17 protein-coding genes are annotated in these 18,662 nt (G+C 73.3%); 8 read left to right on the top strand and 9 right to left on the bottom strand.

The features are described 5' to 3' along the window. The first annotated feature begins 7 nt into the window (after positions 1-7). From KSE_RS11625 to KSE_RS11615, 3 genes are all read left to right on the top strand, one after another. Positions 8-1,180, top strand: a complete 1,173-nt coding sequence (locus tag KSE_RS11625; protein ID WP_014135502.1) for a GNAT family N-acetyltransferase — start codon at positions 8-10, stop codon at positions 1,178-1,180. Between the two features lie 218 nt (positions 1,181-1,398). Then, positions 1,399-3,315, top strand: a complete 1,917-nt coding sequence (locus KSE_RS11620) for an ABC transporter ATP-binding protein (protein ID WP_106437645.1) — start codon at positions 1,399-1,401, stop codon at positions 3,313-3,315. After that, positions 3,312-3,812, top strand: coding sequence for a GNAT family N-acetyltransferase (locus tag KSE_RS11615; RefSeq protein ID WP_051055184.1), 501 nt, complete (start codon positions 3,312-3,314; stop codon positions 3,810-3,812). The genes KSE_RS11620 and KSE_RS11615 overlap by 4 nt, the downstream gene beginning before the upstream one ends. 37 nt (positions 3,813-3,849) lie before the next feature. On the opposite strand, the gene KSE_RS39910 is transcribed toward KSE_RS11615, so the two are convergent. Further along, positions 3,850-5,019 carry a TniQ family protein gene (locus KSE_RS39910; protein ID WP_014135499.1) on the bottom strand — a complete coding sequence of 390 codons (1,170 nt, stop codon included), beginning with the start codon at positions 5,017-5,019 and terminating at the stop codon, positions 3,850-3,852. A gap of 259 nt (positions 5,020-5,278) precedes the next feature. Further along, positions 5,279-5,497: a hypothetical protein gene (locus tag KSE_RS11605; protein ID WP_014135498.1), complete on the bottom strand. Its 219-nt coding sequence runs from the start codon at positions 5,495-5,497 to the stop codon at positions 5,279-5,281. Positions 5,498-5,908: 411 nt separating this feature from the next. On the opposite strand from KSE_RS11605, the gene KSE_RS11600 reads away from it, so the two are divergent. Beyond that, positions 5,909-6,613: a bifunctional DNA primase/polymerase gene (locus tag KSE_RS11600; protein ID WP_014135497.1), complete on the top strand. Its 705-nt coding sequence runs from the start codon at positions 5,909-5,911 to the stop codon at positions 6,611-6,613. Positions 6,614-6,713: 100 nt separating this feature from the next. On the opposite strand, the gene map is transcribed toward KSE_RS11600, so the two are convergent. Beyond that, entirely contained in the window at positions 6,714-7,559 is an 846-nt protein-coding gene (map, locus tag KSE_RS11595) for a type I methionyl aminopeptidase (protein WP_014135496.1), read from the bottom strand. Between the two features lie 144 nt (positions 7,560-7,703). Between map and KSE_RS11590 the strand changes: the two genes are divergently transcribed. Continuing rightward, a complete protein-coding gene (locus tag KSE_RS11590; RefSeq protein ID WP_014135495.1) occupies positions 7,704-7,928 on the top strand; it encodes a hypothetical protein in 225 nt (74 codons plus the stop codon). Positions 7,929-7,938: 10 nt separating this feature from the next. Here KSE_RS11590 and KSE_RS11585 read toward each other — a convergent pair whose 3' ends face one another. Continuing rightward, on the bottom strand, positions 7,939-9,249 hold the full coding sequence (locus KSE_RS11585; RefSeq protein WP_014135494.1) for an MFS transporter: 1,311 nt from the start codon (positions 9,247-9,249) through the stop codon (positions 7,939-7,941). A 91-nt stretch (positions 9,250-9,340) separates the two neighbouring features. Beyond that, on the bottom strand, positions 9,341-9,919 hold the full coding sequence (locus tag KSE_RS11580; protein WP_033258073.1) for a hypothetical protein: 579 nt from the start codon (positions 9,917-9,919) through the stop codon (positions 9,341-9,343). Positions 9,920-9,966: 47 nt separating this feature from the next. Between KSE_RS11580 and npdG the strand changes: the two genes are divergently transcribed. Next, positions 9,967-10,668, top strand: coding sequence for an NADPH-dependent F420 reductase (gene npdG / locus KSE_RS11575; protein WP_033258052.1), 702 nt, complete (start codon positions 9,967-9,969; stop codon positions 10,666-10,668). A gap of 129 nt (positions 10,669-10,797) precedes the next feature. Beyond that, positions 10,798-10,992, top strand: coding sequence for a hypothetical protein (locus tag KSE_RS11570; protein ID WP_014135491.1), 195 nt, complete (start codon positions 10,798-10,800; stop codon positions 10,990-10,992). 33 nt (positions 10,993-11,025) lie between these two features. On the opposite strand, the gene KSE_RS11565 is transcribed toward KSE_RS11570, so the two are convergent. Continuing rightward, positions 11,026-11,844, bottom strand: coding sequence for a site-2 protease family protein (locus KSE_RS11565; protein ID WP_014135490.1), 819 nt, complete (start codon positions 11,842-11,844; stop codon positions 11,026-11,028). A 514-nt stretch (positions 11,845-12,358) separates the two neighbouring features. Between KSE_RS11565 and KSE_RS11560 the strand changes: the two genes are divergently transcribed. Then, positions 12,359-15,688, top strand: coding sequence for an ATP-binding protein (locus KSE_RS11560; protein ID WP_014135489.1), 3,330 nt, complete (start codon positions 12,359-12,361; stop codon positions 15,686-15,688). A 51-nt stretch (positions 15,689-15,739) separates the two neighbouring features. Here KSE_RS11560 and KSE_RS11555 read toward each other — a convergent pair whose 3' ends face one another. From KSE_RS11555 to panB, 3 genes are all read right to left on the bottom strand, one after another. After that, positions 15,740-16,567, bottom strand: a complete 828-nt coding sequence (locus tag KSE_RS11555) for an ABC transporter permease (RefSeq protein WP_014135488.1) — start codon at positions 16,565-16,567, stop codon at positions 15,740-15,742. After that, positions 16,564-17,544 carry a daunorubicin resistance protein DrrA family ABC transporter ATP-binding protein gene (locus KSE_RS11550; RefSeq protein WP_033258051.1) on the bottom strand — a complete coding sequence of 327 codons (981 nt, stop codon included), beginning with the start codon at positions 17,542-17,544 and terminating at the stop codon, positions 16,564-16,566. Before KSE_RS11550 ends, KSE_RS11555 begins: the two co-directional genes overlap by 4 nt. Before the next feature lie 107 nt (positions 17,545-17,651). After that, the gene (gene panB, locus KSE_RS11545; RefSeq protein WP_014135486.1) at positions 17,652-18,527 is read right to left on the bottom strand and encodes a 3-methyl-2-oxobutanoate hydroxymethyltransferase; all 876 of its coding nucleotides are present in this window, start codon (positions 18,525-18,527) and stop codon (positions 17,652-17,654) included. Between the last annotated feature and the right edge of the window lie 135 nt (positions 18,528-18,662).

Raw genomic sequence — 18,662 nt, 5'->3', positions numbered from 1 at the left:
GATCGTCGTGGATTCCGACCTCACCTTCACCGAGGCCGACGACGGCCTCCTCCAGCAGTACGACGAGATGGCCACTCGCGCCTTCGGCCACACCGTCGGCGACATCACCCACCTGCGCGGCCACGCGGACGTCCGTGTTGCTCTGCGGGCCGGGCGGGTCGTCGCCGGAGGCCTGGGCATTCTCGCCGACCAGTTCTTCGGCGGTGCCGCAGTGCCCGCCGCGTGCCTGGCCGCCGGCAGCGTCGCCCCCGAGGAACGTGGTGACCGCCTCGCGGCCGACATGGTCCGCGAACGGCTCCGACACCTGCGCGAACACGGCGCCGTGGTCTCCACCATCTCCACCGTCTCCAACGGCTACGCCCGCCATATGGGCTGGGAAGCACCAGTACCGGTCTTCAGCTGGTCGGTCAGCTCCGATGACCTGAAGCGTTCCTTCGCCTCCGGGGGCCTGGAGATCGAGCACGGTCTGACCAAGGACGCCCTTGACCTCCAACAGGAGCTCGCCCGCCAGTGGAACGGCCCCGTGAGGCGGCCCGATTGGTGGTCGACGTGGACGACGGTGAAGAACGCCCTCACCACCTACCGGTTCAACCACCCCGGTGGCCCTGTAGCAGGCTGGATCTCCCTTGCTACCAAGCGCAGTGATCGCCACGGCATGAACCTGGTGGTCCACGACTTCTGGGCCGCCGACCCCGATTGCGCGACGGCGATGCTGGCCTTCCTCGGGCGATACAACAGCCGGGCCGAGACCGTGCAGTTCCGGCGCGGCGCGCTGCCGCCCTACCCGGTGCTACTGCACGGCCTCCACCGGCACCGGGCGAAGGCTGACGCCTGGCACCCATGGATGCTCCGCATCCTCGATCTCCAGGGGGCCATCCGGATGCGGGGTTGGCCGGTTGAACTCGACCTTGAGATGCCGGTCGAGATCGGCGACGAGCGCCCCGGCTCCAGCCACCGCTACCTACTGCGGATCTGCGCCGGATCGGCCGACCTCGCTCCTCACCGCGCCGACGGCGAGGTGACCTTCACCCGAGGCCAGTTCGCTGTTTGGTACGCAGGCGGCTACCGCAGCGCAGCCTCGGCCCGCATGGCCGGCGTCATGGCCCGCTCCGACGCCTCATTGACAACCCTCGTGGCGGTCACCGGCGCCCGGGAGCCATGGCTCCCAGAGCACTTCTGATCCCACGAGGCTGACGACAGACAGCCGAGCCTATCCGCGAGCAGACGCTGACACCATGGCAACTCGCCTGCTGCATCCGCGAATTCACCACATCGAGTACGCATGTGCGATACCCGGCGAGGCGCCGGCCGCGCCGGCGTAGCGTCCTGCTCTCCGACCCAACTACGGCCAAGCTCCCAGCCGCCCCCGTCGTCTCGCAGCACCCTCGCCGGAAGGAGATGTTCTTGTCGCAGGAGATGACCGACGACGATGAAATCGGCCTGATCGAGGAAGGAGACGAGTACTCGCAGCGCCTGGCTTCCATGACGTTCCGACAGATGACGACGAGACTGCCGCTCCTCACGGCACGCTCCGTCGCGCTGGCGTGGCGGGTCGACAGGCCAGCAGTCATCGGCCTGCTCCTCTGTCAGGCGGTGTCCGGGATCGCGGAGGCAACGGGCCTCCTCGCGATGGCCGGCACGATCGGCGCTCTGTTCTCCTCCGGCCGGATCGTCGAGCACCTGTTGGCCGCGTGGGTGTCCGTCCTGATCCTGGTGTCCGCAACCGGCCTGCACGCGATCCTGGGCATCGTTACGAACTGGCTGTCGTCCAGGCTCATCCCGGCCGTCCAGCAGGAAGCCGAGATCCTGTTCCTGGAGGCGACGCTGAACGTCGAGCTGTCCGCCTACGACAGCCCAGGCTTCCGCGACCGCAAGGACGCCGCCGAACGGGGCGCCGAGTGGGCCGGAGATCTCTTCTCCACCGGGCAGAACCTCATCGCCTCGGCGGCCTCCATGGTGGCCGGAGCAGTCGTCCTGGCGGCCTTCCACCCGCTTCTGCTGCCACTCCTGGTCATTGCCGGCATCCCGCAGGGCTGGGCGCAGATCCACGCCGCCAGGACGGCCCGCATGGCCTTCACCAGCACCATGAGCCTCAGCCGAATGCGATACATGCTGCGCTGGCACCTCTCCGCCCGGGAGACCGCCGATCAGATCCGCACCGGGACAATGACACCGTTCCTGATGCGCCGGTACCGGCAGGTCGCGGCGGGCCTCTACGAGTCTCAGCGCCGTTCGTCCGCCCTCGGGGCCCGAGCCTCCCTGATCGGCGCGGCCTTCGGCGGCGTCGCCTCCGGAGCAGTCTGGGCTGTTCTGATCTGGCTGCTGTCCACCGGCCGGCTCTCCGCGGCGTCCGGCGGGGCAGCGGCCTTCGCGCTCCGGTCCGTCGCCTCGGGGACGCGAGGCATCGCGAACGCCGGAGCCCGTATGTTCCGCGACGGACTGTACTTCCAGGACTGGTCGGACTTCCTCACGGAGGCCGGCGGCTATCGGATCAACCGCGGCGAGACTGCTGTGGACCGCGTCCACGAGGTCCAGGTCGAGTGCTTGAGCTACCGGTACGACGGAGCCGAGCGCGACGCCCTCACGGATGTCAGCCTCAGCGTTCGACGAGGCGAGGTGATCGCCCTGGTCGGCGAGAACGGCTCCGGGAAGACCACGCTCTCGAAGCTCCTCGCCGGGCTCTACCTCCCCACCGGCGGCGCCGTGAGATGGGACGGCGCGGACACCCGCGACATGGACCCGCACGCGGCGTGGAAGCACACCGCGGTCGTCCCGCAGGACTTCGCCCGCTGGCCGTTCACCGCCCGCCAGAACATCACCCAGGGCCAGCCGCTCCCGGGCGGCGACAAGGTCATCCGGCAGGCCTGCGAGATCTCCGGCGCGGGCGACGTCATCGACGACCTGGGCAGCGGCCTCGACACCCTCCTCACGCGCGACTGGGCCGGTGGTGAGGCACTCTCCGGCGGCCAGTGGCAGCGCATCGCCCTCGCCCGCGCCTTCTACCGCCCGGCCCCCCTGCTGATCCTGGACGAGCCCACCTCCGCCCTCGACCCTCGCGCCGAGCACCGCATCTTCGCGAACCTCCGTGAACTCGCCCAGGACCGTGCCGTAGTCCTGGTGACGCACCGGCTGGCGAATGTGTCCATCGCCGACCGAATCGTTGTCCTCGAACACGGCCAGATCATTCAGCAAGGCACCTTCGACGAACTCGTCAACCAACCCGGTCGCCTACGCGAGCTCTGGGACTTGCAGAACGACCGAGCGATCGTCCCGCCGCAGCGAGACAACCAGCACACCGAAAGGACGACGCCGTGAGCGGACCGCTTGCCCATCCGATTCCCACCGTTCGCAGGGCAACTCCCGCTGACGCCAGCGAGATTGCCCGACTCCGATCCGAGCTGATCCTCTCCGCTCCCATGGACGCCGAGTGGCTGGCGATCTGCACCGAGCAGTTGGCGGAGCGACTGGCCGACGAGAACGATGCCGTCGCCTACGTCGTCGATGCCCCCGATAGGGGCCTGGCATCGTGCGCGCTCGCGCTCATCCACCGCGTCCTGCCGGCCGCCAAGTACCCGAAGGGACTCGCAGCCCGCATCCACGCCGTAGCCACAGCCCCGGACTACCGGCGCCGCGGGTACGCGACAGCAGTGGTCAAGACAGTCGTCGAGCACCTCGCCGAACACGGCTGCACCCTGTTCGAGCTGTACGCGAGCGACGGCTCCGCGTCGCTCTACCGCGCCGTCGGCTTCGAGAGCGACCCCGCCGCCATGAGGATGACTCGCTTTTCTACCAGGTCGGCTGTGTCGCCCTGATCGCCGGTCGCTGGCCTCGGCGAAGGCTGAGCTGTGTTCAGTCTGTCGATGCGGAGCTTCGGCGTTCCCTGGCGGTACGAGCCGGTGATCTCCACCCGGAGTACCGCCGCATCTGTCGGTTGATATACGTCGAGCCCTGGATCGCGTATTCAAGGCATAGCTCTGCGAGAGGGCGGAGTGGGTTGCTTACCTGCCGGAGCGCCTGGACCTGCCAGTTGGTGTGTACCCAGTCGCTGAGGGCATGCGTGCCGTCGATACGCATTGAAACCGGCAGGATCGCACTGGCCGCTTCCAGCGGGTCATCGGCGGTGAGGACCGGTTCGGACATCAGGACTGCGGCTTCGAGTAACAGGGCGTCCCTCGGCAGCCCTGGCACCCGAGTGCTTAGGTCATACCAGCCCACCGCCTCGTTGGTTGCAGTGAAGTCCTCGAACGACTTCTGGGCGGCAGGCGAGACTCCGGAGACGGAAGCCAGCGAACCGCGTGCCAGCGTCATGAGGAGAACGGCATAGACGTCGTCAGCCGTCATCGACATCATGTCGGTCGCGTCCAGTTGGGACCGCACGACCGAGAGCAAGCGTTCCTGAGCGCGGATCAGATGAGGGTTTTCCACATAGACCGCCGGGAGCGTGCTGAGCGGCCGTCCGCAGCCCTTCTCCGTCCTCGCCCGCGCGCTGCCAGTGATCGGACAGGTGCCGACCTCCATTGTTCGTCGAGGCGGCCTGAAGATCTTGCCGCAGTCGCATGCGTCCCGTAGATAGAGACTGTGGATGGGGCACACGAGCACCCATGGAAGGTGCCAGACGAGAGACCAACGCCCTTGCCGCGCACCTACACAGCTTGGGCAAATACGGATCTGGTCGCGGCTGACGTAGCCGTAGCGCCATGCGTTGCGGCTGCCGTCCTGTAGAGCCGACAGCGGGATGTTCGAGTACAGCCGCTCGAATGTCAGGCCGGAGATCCACTCTGCCGGGAGTCCGGTGCTCTGCGATAGCCCGGCGAGCTGGGGCTCTGTGAGTCTCCGAAGCCACACGTCCGTTGTGGCGTGCATGAATCGACCCCCGCCAAGGCCAAAGAGTCTCGCGGCTTCCGAGCCTTCGATACCTGAGAGCTCCATTACGGCTAGCAACCAACTGGTCAAGGCCTCTCCCGGCAGGGGAGCCACGACCGTCGGCAGTCGTCGGACCCCGATCTCGCCAACCAGCATGCCGGTTCTCCTAACGTGCTGCGAACGAGGCCGCCCGATCCTAGCTAGCCAGCGAGTTCGAAGTGGCCTGGAGTCAGCGGGCCAGGTGGCGAAGTCGATGGCACTGAATGATCGTCTGCGCAACTGAACGACCGACTGAACGATTGAGTGCGCAACTGAACGATCTGCCGTCGTTCGACACTCGCGGTGCTGGCCGAGACGAAGAAGAAGCTGTACCTGATCCTGGCCGAGGAGGCGTGAGCGCCGGGGGAGCCGGTGCTCAGCCCTCGGGGTCGTACTCGTAGCGCCAGCGGTAGCGGCCGCCCTTGGGTCCGTACTCCTTGGCGCGGCGGTAGACCAGGGTGACCGCCGGGGTGTCCCCGTACGCGGGGACGGGCACCCGGTAGACCTTGGGGACGCTGTGCATCATGCCCAGCGGCACGGGCAGGACCCGGCCGTCCAGCGGGCCCCCGATGAACTCGGTGTCGGCGCTCTTCACCCGTCCAGGGTAGGCGGGGCCCGGGGCGCCCGGCCGGGCCGGGTGTGCGGGTCGTGCGGCGGCGGTGTGCCGCGGGTGTGACGGGGGCGGCACCGCCCCCGGTCATCCGGAGGGTCCGGGGAGCCTTATCCTGCTACGTACGCCCCCGGGGTCCACCCGGGTCCGCGGGCCCGTACGGGCCGGGCGGGGCGCGCCGCGGTGCGCCCGTCCGTCGAGCGCCACCGAGCGCCCCGTACCCGCCGCGGACGCCGGCTGCCGGAGACCCCGGCCAGGCCGGCGGCAGGACGCCGGTGCGCGCGGCGGACCCTCGGGAAGCAGCGGGTGGTTCCGTGCGTTGGCGTCGTTTGTTGCGTAGGTGGCCGTGCCGTACCTGGCACGGCAGCTCAGGCAGGTGCGTGCGGAAGGGGCCAGATGGAAGCCAGCAGCAGGTGGACGTCCTGGTGGAGGCGGGACCGGCGGGAACGCCCGGAGGCCGCCGGAGCCGGAGGGGACGCGGCCGCGAGGCTGGACCTGCTGCTGGGGGCGGCCGGGGCGGGGTTCCCGATGGCGCCCGCCGCGCACCCGGCCGGGTACCGCTGTTCGTGCGACCGGGTGGGCTGTCCGGCGCCGGCCCAGCACCCGCTCTCCTTCGCCTGGCAGTCCCAGGCCACCACCGACGCCGAGCAGTTGGCCCGCTGGCTGTCCCGGGACCCGGAGGCGAACTTCGTCACCGCGACCGGCCGCGCGCACGACGTGCTGGACGTCCCGGCCGAGGCCGGCGTGCTGGCCCTGGAGCGGCTGGCGGCGCTCGGCGCGGTCGGCCCGGTGGCCGCGGTCGGCGCCGACCGGTACCTCTTCTTCACCGCGACCCGCGGCACCCCGCAGGACGAGGACGAGTGGTGGACCAGCGCGCTGGACTCCACCCCCGACACCGTCTCCGAGCACCCCGGCCTGCGCTGGCACTGCCGCGGCTCGTACACCCTCGTCCCGCCGGCCGCGCTGCCGGACGGCTCCGAGGTGCGCTGGCTGCGCGGCCCCGAGCACCCGCTGCCGGACCCGCTGCGGGTGCTGGACGTGCTGACCGACGCCTGCACCGAGGTCGGCGCGGTGGCCCAGGAGCAGTGGCTGATCGGCTGAGCCCGCGCGGGGACGGACGGGCGCAGGAACGATACGGCGGCGGCCCGCCACCCCCTCTTCGTCGAGCAGCGGGGGTGGCGGGCCGCTCGCGGTCGCCCGCTCAGGGGAGGGTGAGGATCTCCGCGCCGTCCGCGGTGACCAGCAGGGTGTGCTCGAACTGGGCGGTGCGCTTGCGGTCCTTGGTGACCACCGTCCAGCCGTCCGGCCAGATCTCGTAGTCGTGGGTGCCCAGGGTGAGCATCGGCTCGATGGTGAAGGTCATCCCGGGCTTGATCACCTCGGTGGCCCGCTCGCTGTCGTAGTGCGGGATGATCAGGCCGGAGTGGAACGAGGTGTTGATGCCGTGGCCGGTGAAGTCGCGCACCACCCCGTAGCCGAAGCGCTTGGCGTAGGACTCGATCACCCGGCCGATCACGTTGACCTGCCGGCCCGGCCGGACCGCCTTGATCGCCCGGTTCAGCGACTCCTCGGTGCGCTCGACCAGCAGCCGGGACTCCTCGTCGACCTCGCCGCACAGGTAGGTGGCGTTCAGGTCGCCGTGCACGCCGTGGATGAACGCGGTGGCGTCGATGTTGACGATGTCGCCGTCCCGCAGCACGGTCGAGTCCGGGATGCCGTGGCAGATCACCTCGTTGACGGAGGTGCAGATCGACTTCGGGAAGCCGCGGTAGCCCAGGTCCGACGGGTACGCGCCGTGGTCGCACATGTAGGCGTGCGCGACGGCGTCCAGCTCGTCGGTGGTGACGCCGGGGGCGATCAGCTTCGCGGCCTCGGCCATCGCCCGGGCCGCGATCCGGCCGGCGATCCGCATCTTCTCGATCGTCTCGGCGTCCTGCACCTCGGGGCCGGTGTACGGCGTCGGCGCGGGCTTGCCGACGTACTCCGGACGCGCGATGTGCGCGGGGACCTTGCGGGTGGGGGACAGCGTGCCGGGTACCAGAGCCATGACGGCGAGTGTATCGGCCGCCGTCCGGCCGACCCCGGCCGTGTGCGCGGCCGGGGCGGCGGGAAAGATCACCGGTGACCGCCGCGGCACCCAACGGGACCGGGCGGGACCGAGCGGGACGAGGCAGGACGGGAGGAGCAGACGATGGTGTTCGGCCGAAGCAAGCCCACCGGGCAGCCGGGGGAGTGGTTCTACTGCATCAAGCACGGCAAGGTCGAGGAGGGCCCGGAGTGCCCGGCCAAGGACCGGCTCGGCCCCTACCCGACCCGGGAGGAGGCCGCCCGGGCGCTGGAGACCGCCGCCGAGCGCAACCAGGAGTGGCGGGACGACCCGCGCTGGAACGACGGGGAGCCGCCCGCGCAGGGCTGACGGCCGCCCGTCACACCGCCCCGGCCGCCGCCGCTGCCGCCGCCTGCCGCTCGTGCTGGGCCTTGACCGCCAGCGCGTGCGGGTCGGTGCGCGAGTCCCAGGCGAGCAGCCGCGGGATCGCCGCGGTCAGCGCCAGCACACCCGCCACGCAGAGCAGCCCGCCGGCCCAGATCGAGCCGCGCACGCCGGTCAGCGCGGCCATCCCGCCGGCCCGGACCTGGCCCAGCTGCGGGCCCACCGAGTACGACAGCAGCTCCACCCCGGCGAGCCGCCCGCGCAGCTCGTCGGGGATGGACTGGTTCCAGATCGTCGACCGGGCGACCCCGCTGATCTGGTCGGCGCCGCCCGCCAGCGCCAGGAACAGCAGCACCAGCCAGACGTTCCCGGCCAGGCCGGCCAGCGCCATCGCGCCGCCCCAGCCGATCGCCGCGAACAGCAGCATCCGCCCGTGCCGGTGCACCCGGGCCGTCCAGCCGCCGGTCGCCGCCACCAGCAGCGCCCCGGCCGCCGTCGCCCCGTACAGCAGGCCGAGCGCCCACTCCGCGTCCAGCGACGAGGCCAGGAACGGGTACAGCGCGACCGGGTAGGCGAACAGCATCGCCACCAGGTCGATCGCGTAGGTGCCCAGCAGGTCCTTGCGGCTCCAGGCGTACGCCAGGCCCTGGCCGATGCTGCGCAGCGAGGGCGCGTCGGCGCTCTCGGCGGGCGGTACCGGGCGCATCCGGGCGATCAGCGCCAGCGAGACCAGGAAGGTCAGCAGGTCCAGCGCGTAGGCGCTGCGGGCGCCGGCCACCGCGACCACCACACCGGCCAGCGGCGGGCCGGCCACCGAGGCGACGTTCCGGTACAGCGAGTTGAGGGCGAACGCGGCGGGCAGCTGGTCGTGCGCCACCACCCGGGGGACCATCGAGTCCAGCGCCGGGCGCTGCAGCCCGTCCAGCGCCGCGACCAGGGCCGCGACCAGGTAGATCGGCCACAGCAGCGGCCGCGGCAGCAGCGCGTTGACCAGCATCAGCCCCGACAGCAGCGCCAGCCCGGCCTCGCTGAGCAGCACCAGCCGGCGCCGGTCCAGCGCGTCCGCCAGGGCGCCGCCCCACAGGCCGAACACCACCAGCGGCACCAGCTCGAACGCGCCGACCAGGCCCACCGCGAAGGTCGAACCGGTCAGCTCCTTGATCTGGATCGGCAGCGCGACGAACGTCAGGAAACTGCCGAAGCCCGTGACGCAGCCGGACAGCCAGAGCAGCCGGAACTCCCGGGACGCCCGCCAGGGCGTGAAGTCCGGGAGCAGTCTGCGCAGGAACGGGGCGTCTTCGGTCACATGGCGAGATGCTGCGTCACAGGTCACCGCCGTCGCAACGGGTTTTCCGGCGGCCCGGGCCGGGACTCCCGCCGGGCGGGGCCCGGCCCGGCTACCAGCGCAGCACGGGCGGGGCGGTCAGCCGCTCGGCCAGCCGGGACAGCCGGGAGCGCCGCGGGGCCGCCGAGGCCGCCGAGCTGACCAGGTGCTGCACCAGTTCGAACGGCTCCGGAGCGGCGCCCGGGACGGTCAGCCGCTCGTGGGCCAGGTCGGCCAGCTCCGGGTCGCCGTCGTCCAGCGCCAGCAGCACCGCGCCGGCCCGGCGGGCGTCGTCCAGCCGCTCCAGCAGCGGCGCGTCCGCCGGGCCGGGCGCCACCAGCAGCACCGTCGCGCCCGCGCGCGCCTCCGCGAGCCGGGGCAGGCCGTACGCCAGGTGCCCCGGGGCGCCCGCCGGGACGGAGTGCCGCAGCAGCGTCGGGGCCAGCTCCGGCAGCCCGCCGTACGCGGCCTCGTCGCTCAGGTGCGCCGCCAGGTGCCACGGCTCGTAGCGGGGCGTGCCGACCAGCAGCAGGCCGGTCGCGCTGCGCCGGGTCACCGCGCCGCGCAGGGTGGTGGCGAAGGCGCCCGCCCGCTCGGTCCACCCGGTGCCGGCCAGTGACTGCCGGAGTGCGGAAACTCTCACCGCGTCCATGCGCGACAGCATGCTGCCCCGGCGGCGGATTTGGCAGGATCTCGGGCATGACGCAACCCGATTCAGTGAACGCGACGGCCGGACCGGCCCGGAACCTGCCCGACGTCTCCCAGCTCGTGGTGGGTGTCCTCGGCGGCACCGGCGACCAGGGCCGCGGCCTGGCCCTACGACTCGCCAAGGCCGGACAGCGGGTGGTGATCGGCTCCCGCAGCGCCGAGCGCGCCGAGACCTGCGCCGCCGAGCTGGGCCTCGGCATCCGCGGCGCCGACAACGCGGCCTGCGCCGCCGGGAGCGACGTGGTGATCGTCGCGGTGCCGTGGGACGGCCACGCCGAGACGCTGACCGCGCTGCGCGCCGAACTCGCCGGGAAGATCGTGGTCGACTGCGTCAACCCGCTGGGGTTCGACAAGCAGGGCGCCTACCCGCTCCAGGTGCCCGAGGGCTCGGCCGCCCAGCAGGCCGCCGCGCTGCTGCCCGACTCCACCGTCACCGCCGCCTTCCACCACCTGTCGGCCGTGCTGCTGCAGGACGAGAGCGTGGAGCGGATCGACACCGACGTGATGGTGCTCGGCGAGGACCGGGCCGCCACCGAGGTGGTCCAGGCGCTGGCCTCCCGGATCCCCGGCATGCGCGGCATCTTCGCCGGCCGGCTGCGCAACGCCCACCAGGTGGAGTCGCTGGTCGCCAACCTGATCTCGGTCAACCGCCGCTACAAGGCCCACGCGGGCCTGCGCATCACCGACGTGTGAGCCCGGCGCGCGCCGGGGCCCGCCCCGCGCCCCCGGCGCGCGCCCGTCCCGCTCCACCCCCGGCCCCGGCCGCCCCGTTCGGTCGGCGAGAATGGGCGGGCAGACCGCCAGCCCCGAGGAGCCCCCGCCATGCCCCGCAACGCCCTGTACGCCGTGATCGTCCTCGTCCTGGCGGTGACCGCCGCGGTGGTCTCGTTCCTCAAGGGCAACTGGCTCGGCGTGGTGTGGATCCTGATGGCCGGCGTGGCCAGCAACATCGCCTGGTACCACTTCCGCAAGGACCGCGCCCAGCGCCGCGACCCGGCCGCCGCCGAGCAGGGCTGAGCCCGCCCGCGGCCCGGCCGGGCCGCGCGGGGCCTACGAGTAGGTCTTCCAGAACGAGAACAGGATCCGGCCCAGGTCGATGTACCGGGGGTCGGCGCCGAACAGCTCGAAGACCCACACCGCCGCGTCGCGGATCCACTGCCCGGCCTGGCTCTGCCACATCAGCGCGAACAGCAGCAGCATGGTGTAGGGCGCGTACGGGGCGACCGCCCGCCGCACCTTGTACGACAGCCAGGGCTCGACGATCCCGTAGCCGTCCAGGCCCGGCACCGGCAGCAGGTTCAGGATCGCCGCCGTCACCTGCAGGTAGGCGAGGAAGCCCAGCGCGGCGGGCAGCGGCGAGAACCACAGCTCCTGGCCGTCGTAGTGGGCCGGCACGTCCGGGTTGTCGAACCAGCCCTGGCTGACCAGCACCAGCGTCACCACGCCGAACGCGATGTTCACCAGCGGGCCCGCCGCCGAGACCAGGCTGTGCTTGAACCGGCCCGCGATCCGGTCCCGCTCGATGTAGACCGCGCCGCCGGGCAGGCCGATGCCGCCCATGATCACGAAGATCACCGGCAGCACGAAGCTCAGCACCACGTGCCCGTACTTCAGCGGGTTCAGCGTCAGGTAGCCCTTGGTGCCGACCGTGATGTCGCCGCCCGCCAGCGCCGTGCGGGCGTGCGCGTACTCGTGCAGGCAGAGCGAGACCATCCAGCCGGAGACCACGAACAGGAAGACCCCGAACCGGTCGTTGCCCCAACCGGTGGCCAGGGCCCAGCCGGAGGCGATCAGGGTGGCGGCCAGCGCCAGGAAGATCGGGCTGACCCGGTTCTCCGCGCTGCGCTGGCCGGTGCTGGCGTAGGTCATGGCGAGGGGACTCCGGAAGGTGGTGGCGGGACGGGCGTCCGATCATGCCCCCGACCGGGCGCGCCGGACAAGCGGCCCCGGGTGAACGTCCGGGAGCGGACGGACGTTCCGCCAGCCGCCAGCCGCCAGCCGCCAGCCGCCAGCCGCCAGCCGCCAGCCGCCCGCCGCGCGCTCGCCCCCGCCGCCCGCCGTCAGCCGCTGCGCGGGCCGGTCGTGGCCCGCACTGGCTGCCGCCTCGGCTGCTGCCCGCGTCGGCCGCTGCGCCCGCCCGCCGCCCGCCGCCAGCCGCCAGCCGCCAGCCGCCAGCCGCCAGCCGCTGCGCGGCTGGTCGTGGCCCGCACTGGCTGCGGCCTCGGCTGCTGCCCGCGTCGGCCGCTGTGCCCGTCGGTCTGCTTCCCGCCCGCCGCGCGCCGCGCGCTCGCCCCCGCCGCCCGTCCGTGGCGGCCTTCCGGTCGGGCCGGGCTTCCGTACGGGTGTGCGTCCGGCGGGTCGGCGCGTCCCCCAGAATGGGCGGGTGCACTACGGCATCCTCGGCACCACCACGGCCCACCACGACGACGGCACCCCGGTCGTGCTCGGCGGCGCCCGGCTGCGCGCGCTGCTGGCCGCGCTCGTGCTGCGCGAGGGCCGCCCGGTGCCCGCCGAGCTGCTCGCCGAGGAGGTGTGGGCCGACGATCCGCCGCAGGACGCCGCGGCCGCGCTGCAGACCCTGGTCGGCCGGCTGCGCCGCACCGTCGGCCGGGCCGAGGTCGGTTCCGGCCCGGCCGGCTACTGGCTGACCGACCCGCGCACCGACGTCGCCGAGTTCCGCCGCCGGGCCGCCGACGGCGTCCGCGCGCTGACCGGCGGCGACCCGGCCGCGGCCGCCGAGCAGTTGACCGCCGCGCTCGCGCTGTGGCGCGGCCCCGCGCTCGCCGACCTGCCCGACCGGGCCGCCCCGGCCGCCCGGCTGGAGGCCCAGCGGGCCGAGGCCCGCCGGCACCGGCTGACCGCCGACCTCGGGCTCGGCCGGACCGCCGAGGTGGCCGCCGAGCTCGCCGAGCTCTGCCGGGACCACCCCTTCGACGAGCGGCTCCAGGCGCTGCGGCTGCGCGCCCTGCGCGCGGCCGGCCGGACCGCCGAGGCGCTCGGCGGCTACGAGGAGGTCCGGCGCACCCTGGCCGAGGAGCTGGGCACCGATCCGGGCCCCGAACTGCGCGCCCTGCACCGCGAGTTGCTCCAGGCCGAACCGATCCCGGCGCCGGCCCCCGCCCCCGCCCCCGCGGCCGTGACCGTACCCGCGCCGGCCGGGAACCTCCGGCCCGGGCGGACCAGCTTCGTCGGCCGGGACGGCGAACTCGGCGCCGTCGCCGACGCGCTGGCCGCCGGCCGGCTGACCACGCTGACCGGCCCCGGCGGCTCCGGCAAGACCCGGCTGTCGGTCGAGGCCGGCCGCCGCGAACAGGACGCGGCCCGCTGGCCCGGCGGCGTCTGGCAGGTCGAACTCGCCCCGCTGGAGGACCCGGCCGCCGTCCCGGACGCGGTCGCCTCCGCGCTCGGCCTGCGCGAGACCGTGCTGCACACCGGCGGCGCCGTCGCCGAGGCGATCGAGGGCACCCGCAAGGACCCGGTCTCCCGGCTGGTCGACCACCTCGGCCGCCGCCGCGTCCTGCTGCTGCTCGACAACTGCGAGCACGTCGTCCAGGCCGCCGCCGACCTCGCCGACCGGCTGCTCGCCGACTGCCCCGGCGTCACCGTGCTGGCCACCAGCCGCGAACCGCTCGGCGTCCCCGGCGAGGCCGTGCTGCCGGTCGAGCCGCTGCCCGACCCGGCCGCGCTGCGGCTGCTCGCCGAGCGCGGCGCGGCCGCCCGCCCCGGCTTCCGCACCGACCAGGACCCGGAGGCGTGCGCCGAGGTCTGCCGCCGCCTGGACGGCCTGCCGCTGGCGATCGAGCTGGCCGCCGCCCGGCTGCGCGGCCTCACCCCGCGCCAGTTGGCCGACCGGCTCGACTCCCGGTTCGCCCTGCTCACCGCCGGCTCCCGCACCCTGCTGCCCCGCCAGCAGACCCTGCGGGCCGTCGTCGACTGGTCCTGGGACCTGCTCGGCACCCGCGAGCGCGCCGTGCTGCGCCGGCTCTCGGTGTTCGCCGGCGGCTGCACCCTGGAGGCCGCCGAACAGGTCCTGGCCGACGGCGAGCTGGTCCGCCGCGAGGACGTCGCCGACCTGCTGCTCTCGCTGGTCGACAAGTCGCTGGTGATCGTCGGCCTCGGCGAGCGGCCGCGCTACTGGATGCTGGAGACCATCCACGAGTACGCCGCCGAGCGCCTCGCCGAGGCCGGCGAACCCGGCACCGGCCACCGGCACACCGCGCACTACCGCGAACTCGCCCGCACCGCCTACCTCGGCCTGCACGGCCCCGGCCAGCTCGACGAGCTGGACCGGCTCGACCGCGAGCAGGAGAACGTCCGGGCCGCGCTGCGCCGCGCCGTCGACGGCGGCCAGGAGCAGGAGGGCCTGGCGCTGGTCCTGTCGATGGCCGGCTACTGGATGCTGCGCGACTACCGCGCCGAGTCCCGGGCCTGGTGCGAGGCGGTCGCCGCGCTCGGCCCCGACCCGTACGCCGACGGCGCCCCGCCGCCCGTCCCGCTCACCGCCGACCCGCTGGACGCGCCGCCGCCGATGACGGCCGACCTGCTCGACGAGGCCCGCCGCCAGCTCGGCCTGCACCGGCTGATCGGCATGTTCTCCGGCGACATGAGCCTGCTCGACGACGGCCGCGCGCTGGACACCGCCCGGCGGATCCTGGAGACCTACACCCCCGACCTGCCGCAGTCCTACCGGCAGCCGGTGCTCAGCCGGGTCTTCACCGTCTTCCTCACCGGCGAGATGGAGCGCACCCGGGCCGTGATGGACGACGCGGTGGCCGGCGCCCGGATCCACGGCGGCCCGCTCGACCTGGCGTTCGCCCTGCAACTGCGGGCCCGGCTGCTCAACGACCTGGCGGGCTCGCTCGACCAGGCGATCGCCGACAGCGAGGAGGCGCTCGCCCTCTACACCGGGCTCGGCGACCGCTGGGGCATGGCCGACGCGCTCTCCGGCACGGCCGAGAACGCCACCAAGTCCGGCGACGCCGCCCAGGCCGAGGCGGCCTTCCGGCAGGCCATCGCGCTGTCCGAGCAGCTCGGCGCGCACCAGGAGGTGCCGATGCTGCGGGCCCGGCTCGGCGAGGTGCTGGCCGAACGCGACCCGGCGGGCGGCGAGGCGATGGTCCGGCAGGCCGTCGCCGACGCCGCCGGGGGCGGCACCGACGCCGAGGGCGCCCGGATGTACGGCCGGCTGGTGCTGTGCAACCTGGCGGTGCGCCGCGGCGACCACGCCGAGGCGCTCGCCCTGCTCGACGAACTGCCCGCCGATCCGGGTCGGCGCGGCCCGGTCCCCTCGGTCTTCGCCGGCATCGTCACCTGCATCCGCGGCTGGGTCACCGCCCGGGCCGGCGACCCGGCGACCGGACTCGCGCTGGCCCGCGCGGGCCGCCGCGCGATGACCGAGGTCGAGGGCGGCGCCACCATCTTCGTCGAGCACATGGCGATGATGCTGATGACCCCGATCGCCGGGACCCTGGTCGAGTACGCCCGGCTGCACGGCGAACCCGCCGCCGCCCGCCGGGCCGCCGTCCTGCTCGGCGCCCACGACGGCCTCAGCGGCATGCCCGGCTCGTTCATGGAGCGCGCCGAGCACGCCCGCTGCGTCGCCGCCGCCCGCGAACTGCTCGGCGCGGACGACTACCTGGCCTCGTACGAACAGGGCGGACGCCTCACGCTGCGCGAGGCGTCCGCCCTGATGAACGATCCCGGCTCGTTCTGACCGCCGCACCGGCCGCCGCACCGGTCGAGGTGGCGGCCGCACCGCCGCCGCTCAGGTCCGCTTGCGGAAGCGGGCCACCGCCAGCGGCGCGGTCACCGCGGTGATCGCCGCCGACCAGAGCAGCACCGTGACGACCGAGCCGCCGACCGGCTGGTCGTTGATCAGCGCCCGGCAGGCGTCGGCCAGCGCCGACAGCGGGTTGTGCTCGGTGAAGGCCCGCAGCCAGCCCGGCATGGTGGTCGGGTCGGCGAAGATCGAGCTGCCGAACTGGAGCGGCATCATCACCAGCATCGACATGCCCTGCACCGCCTGGGCGCTGCGCAGCGACATGCCCAGCAGCATCGAGACCCACATCAGCGAGGAGCCGAACACCAGCGACAGGCCGACCGCGGCCAGCAGCTTCAGCGGCCCGCCGGCCACGTCGAGGCCGAGGACCATCGAGAAGCCGATCAGCACCGCGAAGGCCACCACCGCGCGCAGCGTCTCCGCGATCATCTTCGACAGCAGCACCGCGGCCCGCCCGATCGGCAGGGTGCGGAAGCGGTCCATCACGCCGGTCTGGAAGTCGGTGTTCAGGCCGGTGCCGAGCGCCATCGCCAGGTTCAGGCCGGTGGTGCCGAGCAGGCCGGGCACCATGTACTGCATGTAGGTGTGCTGGTCGGAGGCCATCGCGCCGCCGAACACGTAGACGAACAGCACGATCATGATGACCGGGACGAGCAGCGCGTCCAGCATCGACTCCGGGTCGGCCTTGATCCGCATCAGGTTCCGGCGGGTCAGCGCGCCCAGGTGCCGCAGGTTGGCCCGCAGGCCGAGCCGGGGGTCGTCCCGGTCGGCCGGGGCGGTGGCGGGAGCGGGGGTCAGCGTGGCGGCGCTCATGCGACGGCCTCCTTGGCGCGGGGCTGGGCGGGGACGGCGGACTTGCCGGTGATGGTGAGGAACACCTCGTCCAGGCTGGGCAGTTGGGTGTCGATCCCGGCGACCGGGAAGCCGCCGGTGCCCAGCACCCCGATGACGGTGGTCAGTTGGGCGTCGTCGGTGAGGTGCACCGACAGCAGCTCGGACTCGGCGGAGAAGGTCGCCGGGACGCCGGCCCCGTGCAGGGCGCGGGCCATCTCCGGCAGCCGCGCCGGATCGCCCGGGCGGACCTGCAGGCGCCGGCCGCCGACCTGGGCCTTCAGCTCCCGGACGCCGCCGTTGGCGATCACCCGGCCCTTGTCGATCACGGTCAGGGCGTGCGCGAGCTGCTCGGCCTCCTCCATGTACTGGGTGGTCAGCAGCACCGTCGAGCCCTCGGCGACCATCCGCTGCACCTCGTCCCACACCTCGTTGCGGGTGCGCGGGTCCAGGCCGGTGGTGGGCTCGTCCAGGTAGAGCACCTTCGGGCGGCCGATCATCGACGCGGCGAGGTCCAGCCGGCGGCGCATGCCGCCGGAGTAGCCCTTGGCGGGCCGCCCGGCCGCCTCGGTCAGCGAGAAGCGCTCCAGCAGTTCGGCGGCCCGGGCCTTGGCCTGCCTGCCGGAGAGGTCCAGCAACCGGCCGATCAGGTACAGGTTCTCGTAGCCCGACAGCAGCTCGTCCACCGAGGCGTACTGGCCGGTCAGGCCGATGGTGCGGCGCAGCTGCCGGGGCTGCCGCAGCACGTCGTACCCGCCGACGAACGCCGTGCCCGCGTCCGGCTTGATCAGCGTCGACAGCACCCGCACCAGGGTGGTCTTCCCGGCGCCGTTCGGCCCGAGCAGGCCCAGCACCGTCCCCTCGCGCACCGTCAGGTCGACCCCGTCCAGGGCCTTCGTCTCCCCGTAGTGCTTCACGATGCCGTGGACCTCCACGGCGTTCCGCTCGATTCGTGTCATGGGAACACCGTGCCGGGGGCGGCTGTCACCCGGCTGTCAGCCCGCTGTCAGGCTGGCTCCGGGGGTCCGGGGCGGCTGACAGCGGGCTGACGGGGTGTTCGCGGGGCTCAGCTGAAGCTGTGCTCCGGGCCGGGGAAGGTGCCCTCGCGGACGTCGGCGGCGAACTCGGCGGCGGCCCGGGCGAGGGTCCCGCGGAGGTCGGCGTACTGCTTGACGAACTTGGGGACGCGGCCGGCCGTCATGCCGGCGAAGTCGGTCCAGACCAGCACCTGGGCGTCGGTGCCGTTGCCGCCGCCGATGCCGACGGTGGGGATCGCGGAGTGCTCGGTGACCTGGGCGGCGAGGTCGGCGGGGACGGCCTCCAGGACGACGGCGAAGGCGCCGGCCTGCTGGACGGCCTTCGCGTCGCGGAGCAGTTGGTGGGCGGCCTCGTCGCCGCGGCCCTGGACGGGGTAGCCGCCGAAGGCGTGTACGGACTGCGGGGTGAGGCCGATGTGGGCCATCACCGGGATGCCGGCGTCGACCAGCAGCTCGATGGTGCGGGCGCTGCGCTCGCCGCCCTCCAGCTTGACGGCCTGCACGCCGGCCTCCTTCATCAGCCGGGCGGCGTTGTGCATGGCCTGCGCGGGGGACTCCTGGTAGGAGCCGAACGGCAGGTCGGCGACGACCAGCGCGCGCTGGGTGCCGCGGACGACGGCGGCGGAGAGCATCACCATCTGGTCCATGGTCACCGGCACGGTGGTCTCGTAGCCGAGGTGGCAGTTGCCCGCGGAGTCGCCGACCAGCAGGACGGGGATGCCGGCCTCGTCGAAGACCCCGGCGGTGAGGGCGTCGTAGGCGGTGAGCATCGCCCAGCGCTCGCCGGTGCGCTTGGCCTTGGCGAGGTCCCGGACGGTCACCCGGCGGTTGGTGACGCCGCCGTAGAGGCTGGTGCCGACGGGTGCGTCCTGCGTCTGGGCAGGCTGGAGCGGAGAGGCGTTCATCGAACAGACTCCTGGTGTGTGTCGTCTCGTGGCGCCGTGCGGCGTCCCCGGATCTGGCTCCATGCTTGCACGCCCCGGGCCGTGCGCAAAGAGTCGGGAGTCCCGTCCGTGTCGGGCGGCGGGCGGCGGGGTCCC

Origin of the sequence: Kitasatospora setae KM-6054, assembly GCF_000269985.1 — a bacterium.
Taxonomy (GTDB): domain Bacteria; phylum Actinomycetota; class Actinomycetes; order Streptomycetales; family Streptomycetaceae; genus Kitasatospora; species Kitasatospora setae.
Note: the sequence above shows the minus strand (reverse complement) of the source record. Positions and strands in the feature narration are given on the sequence as shown.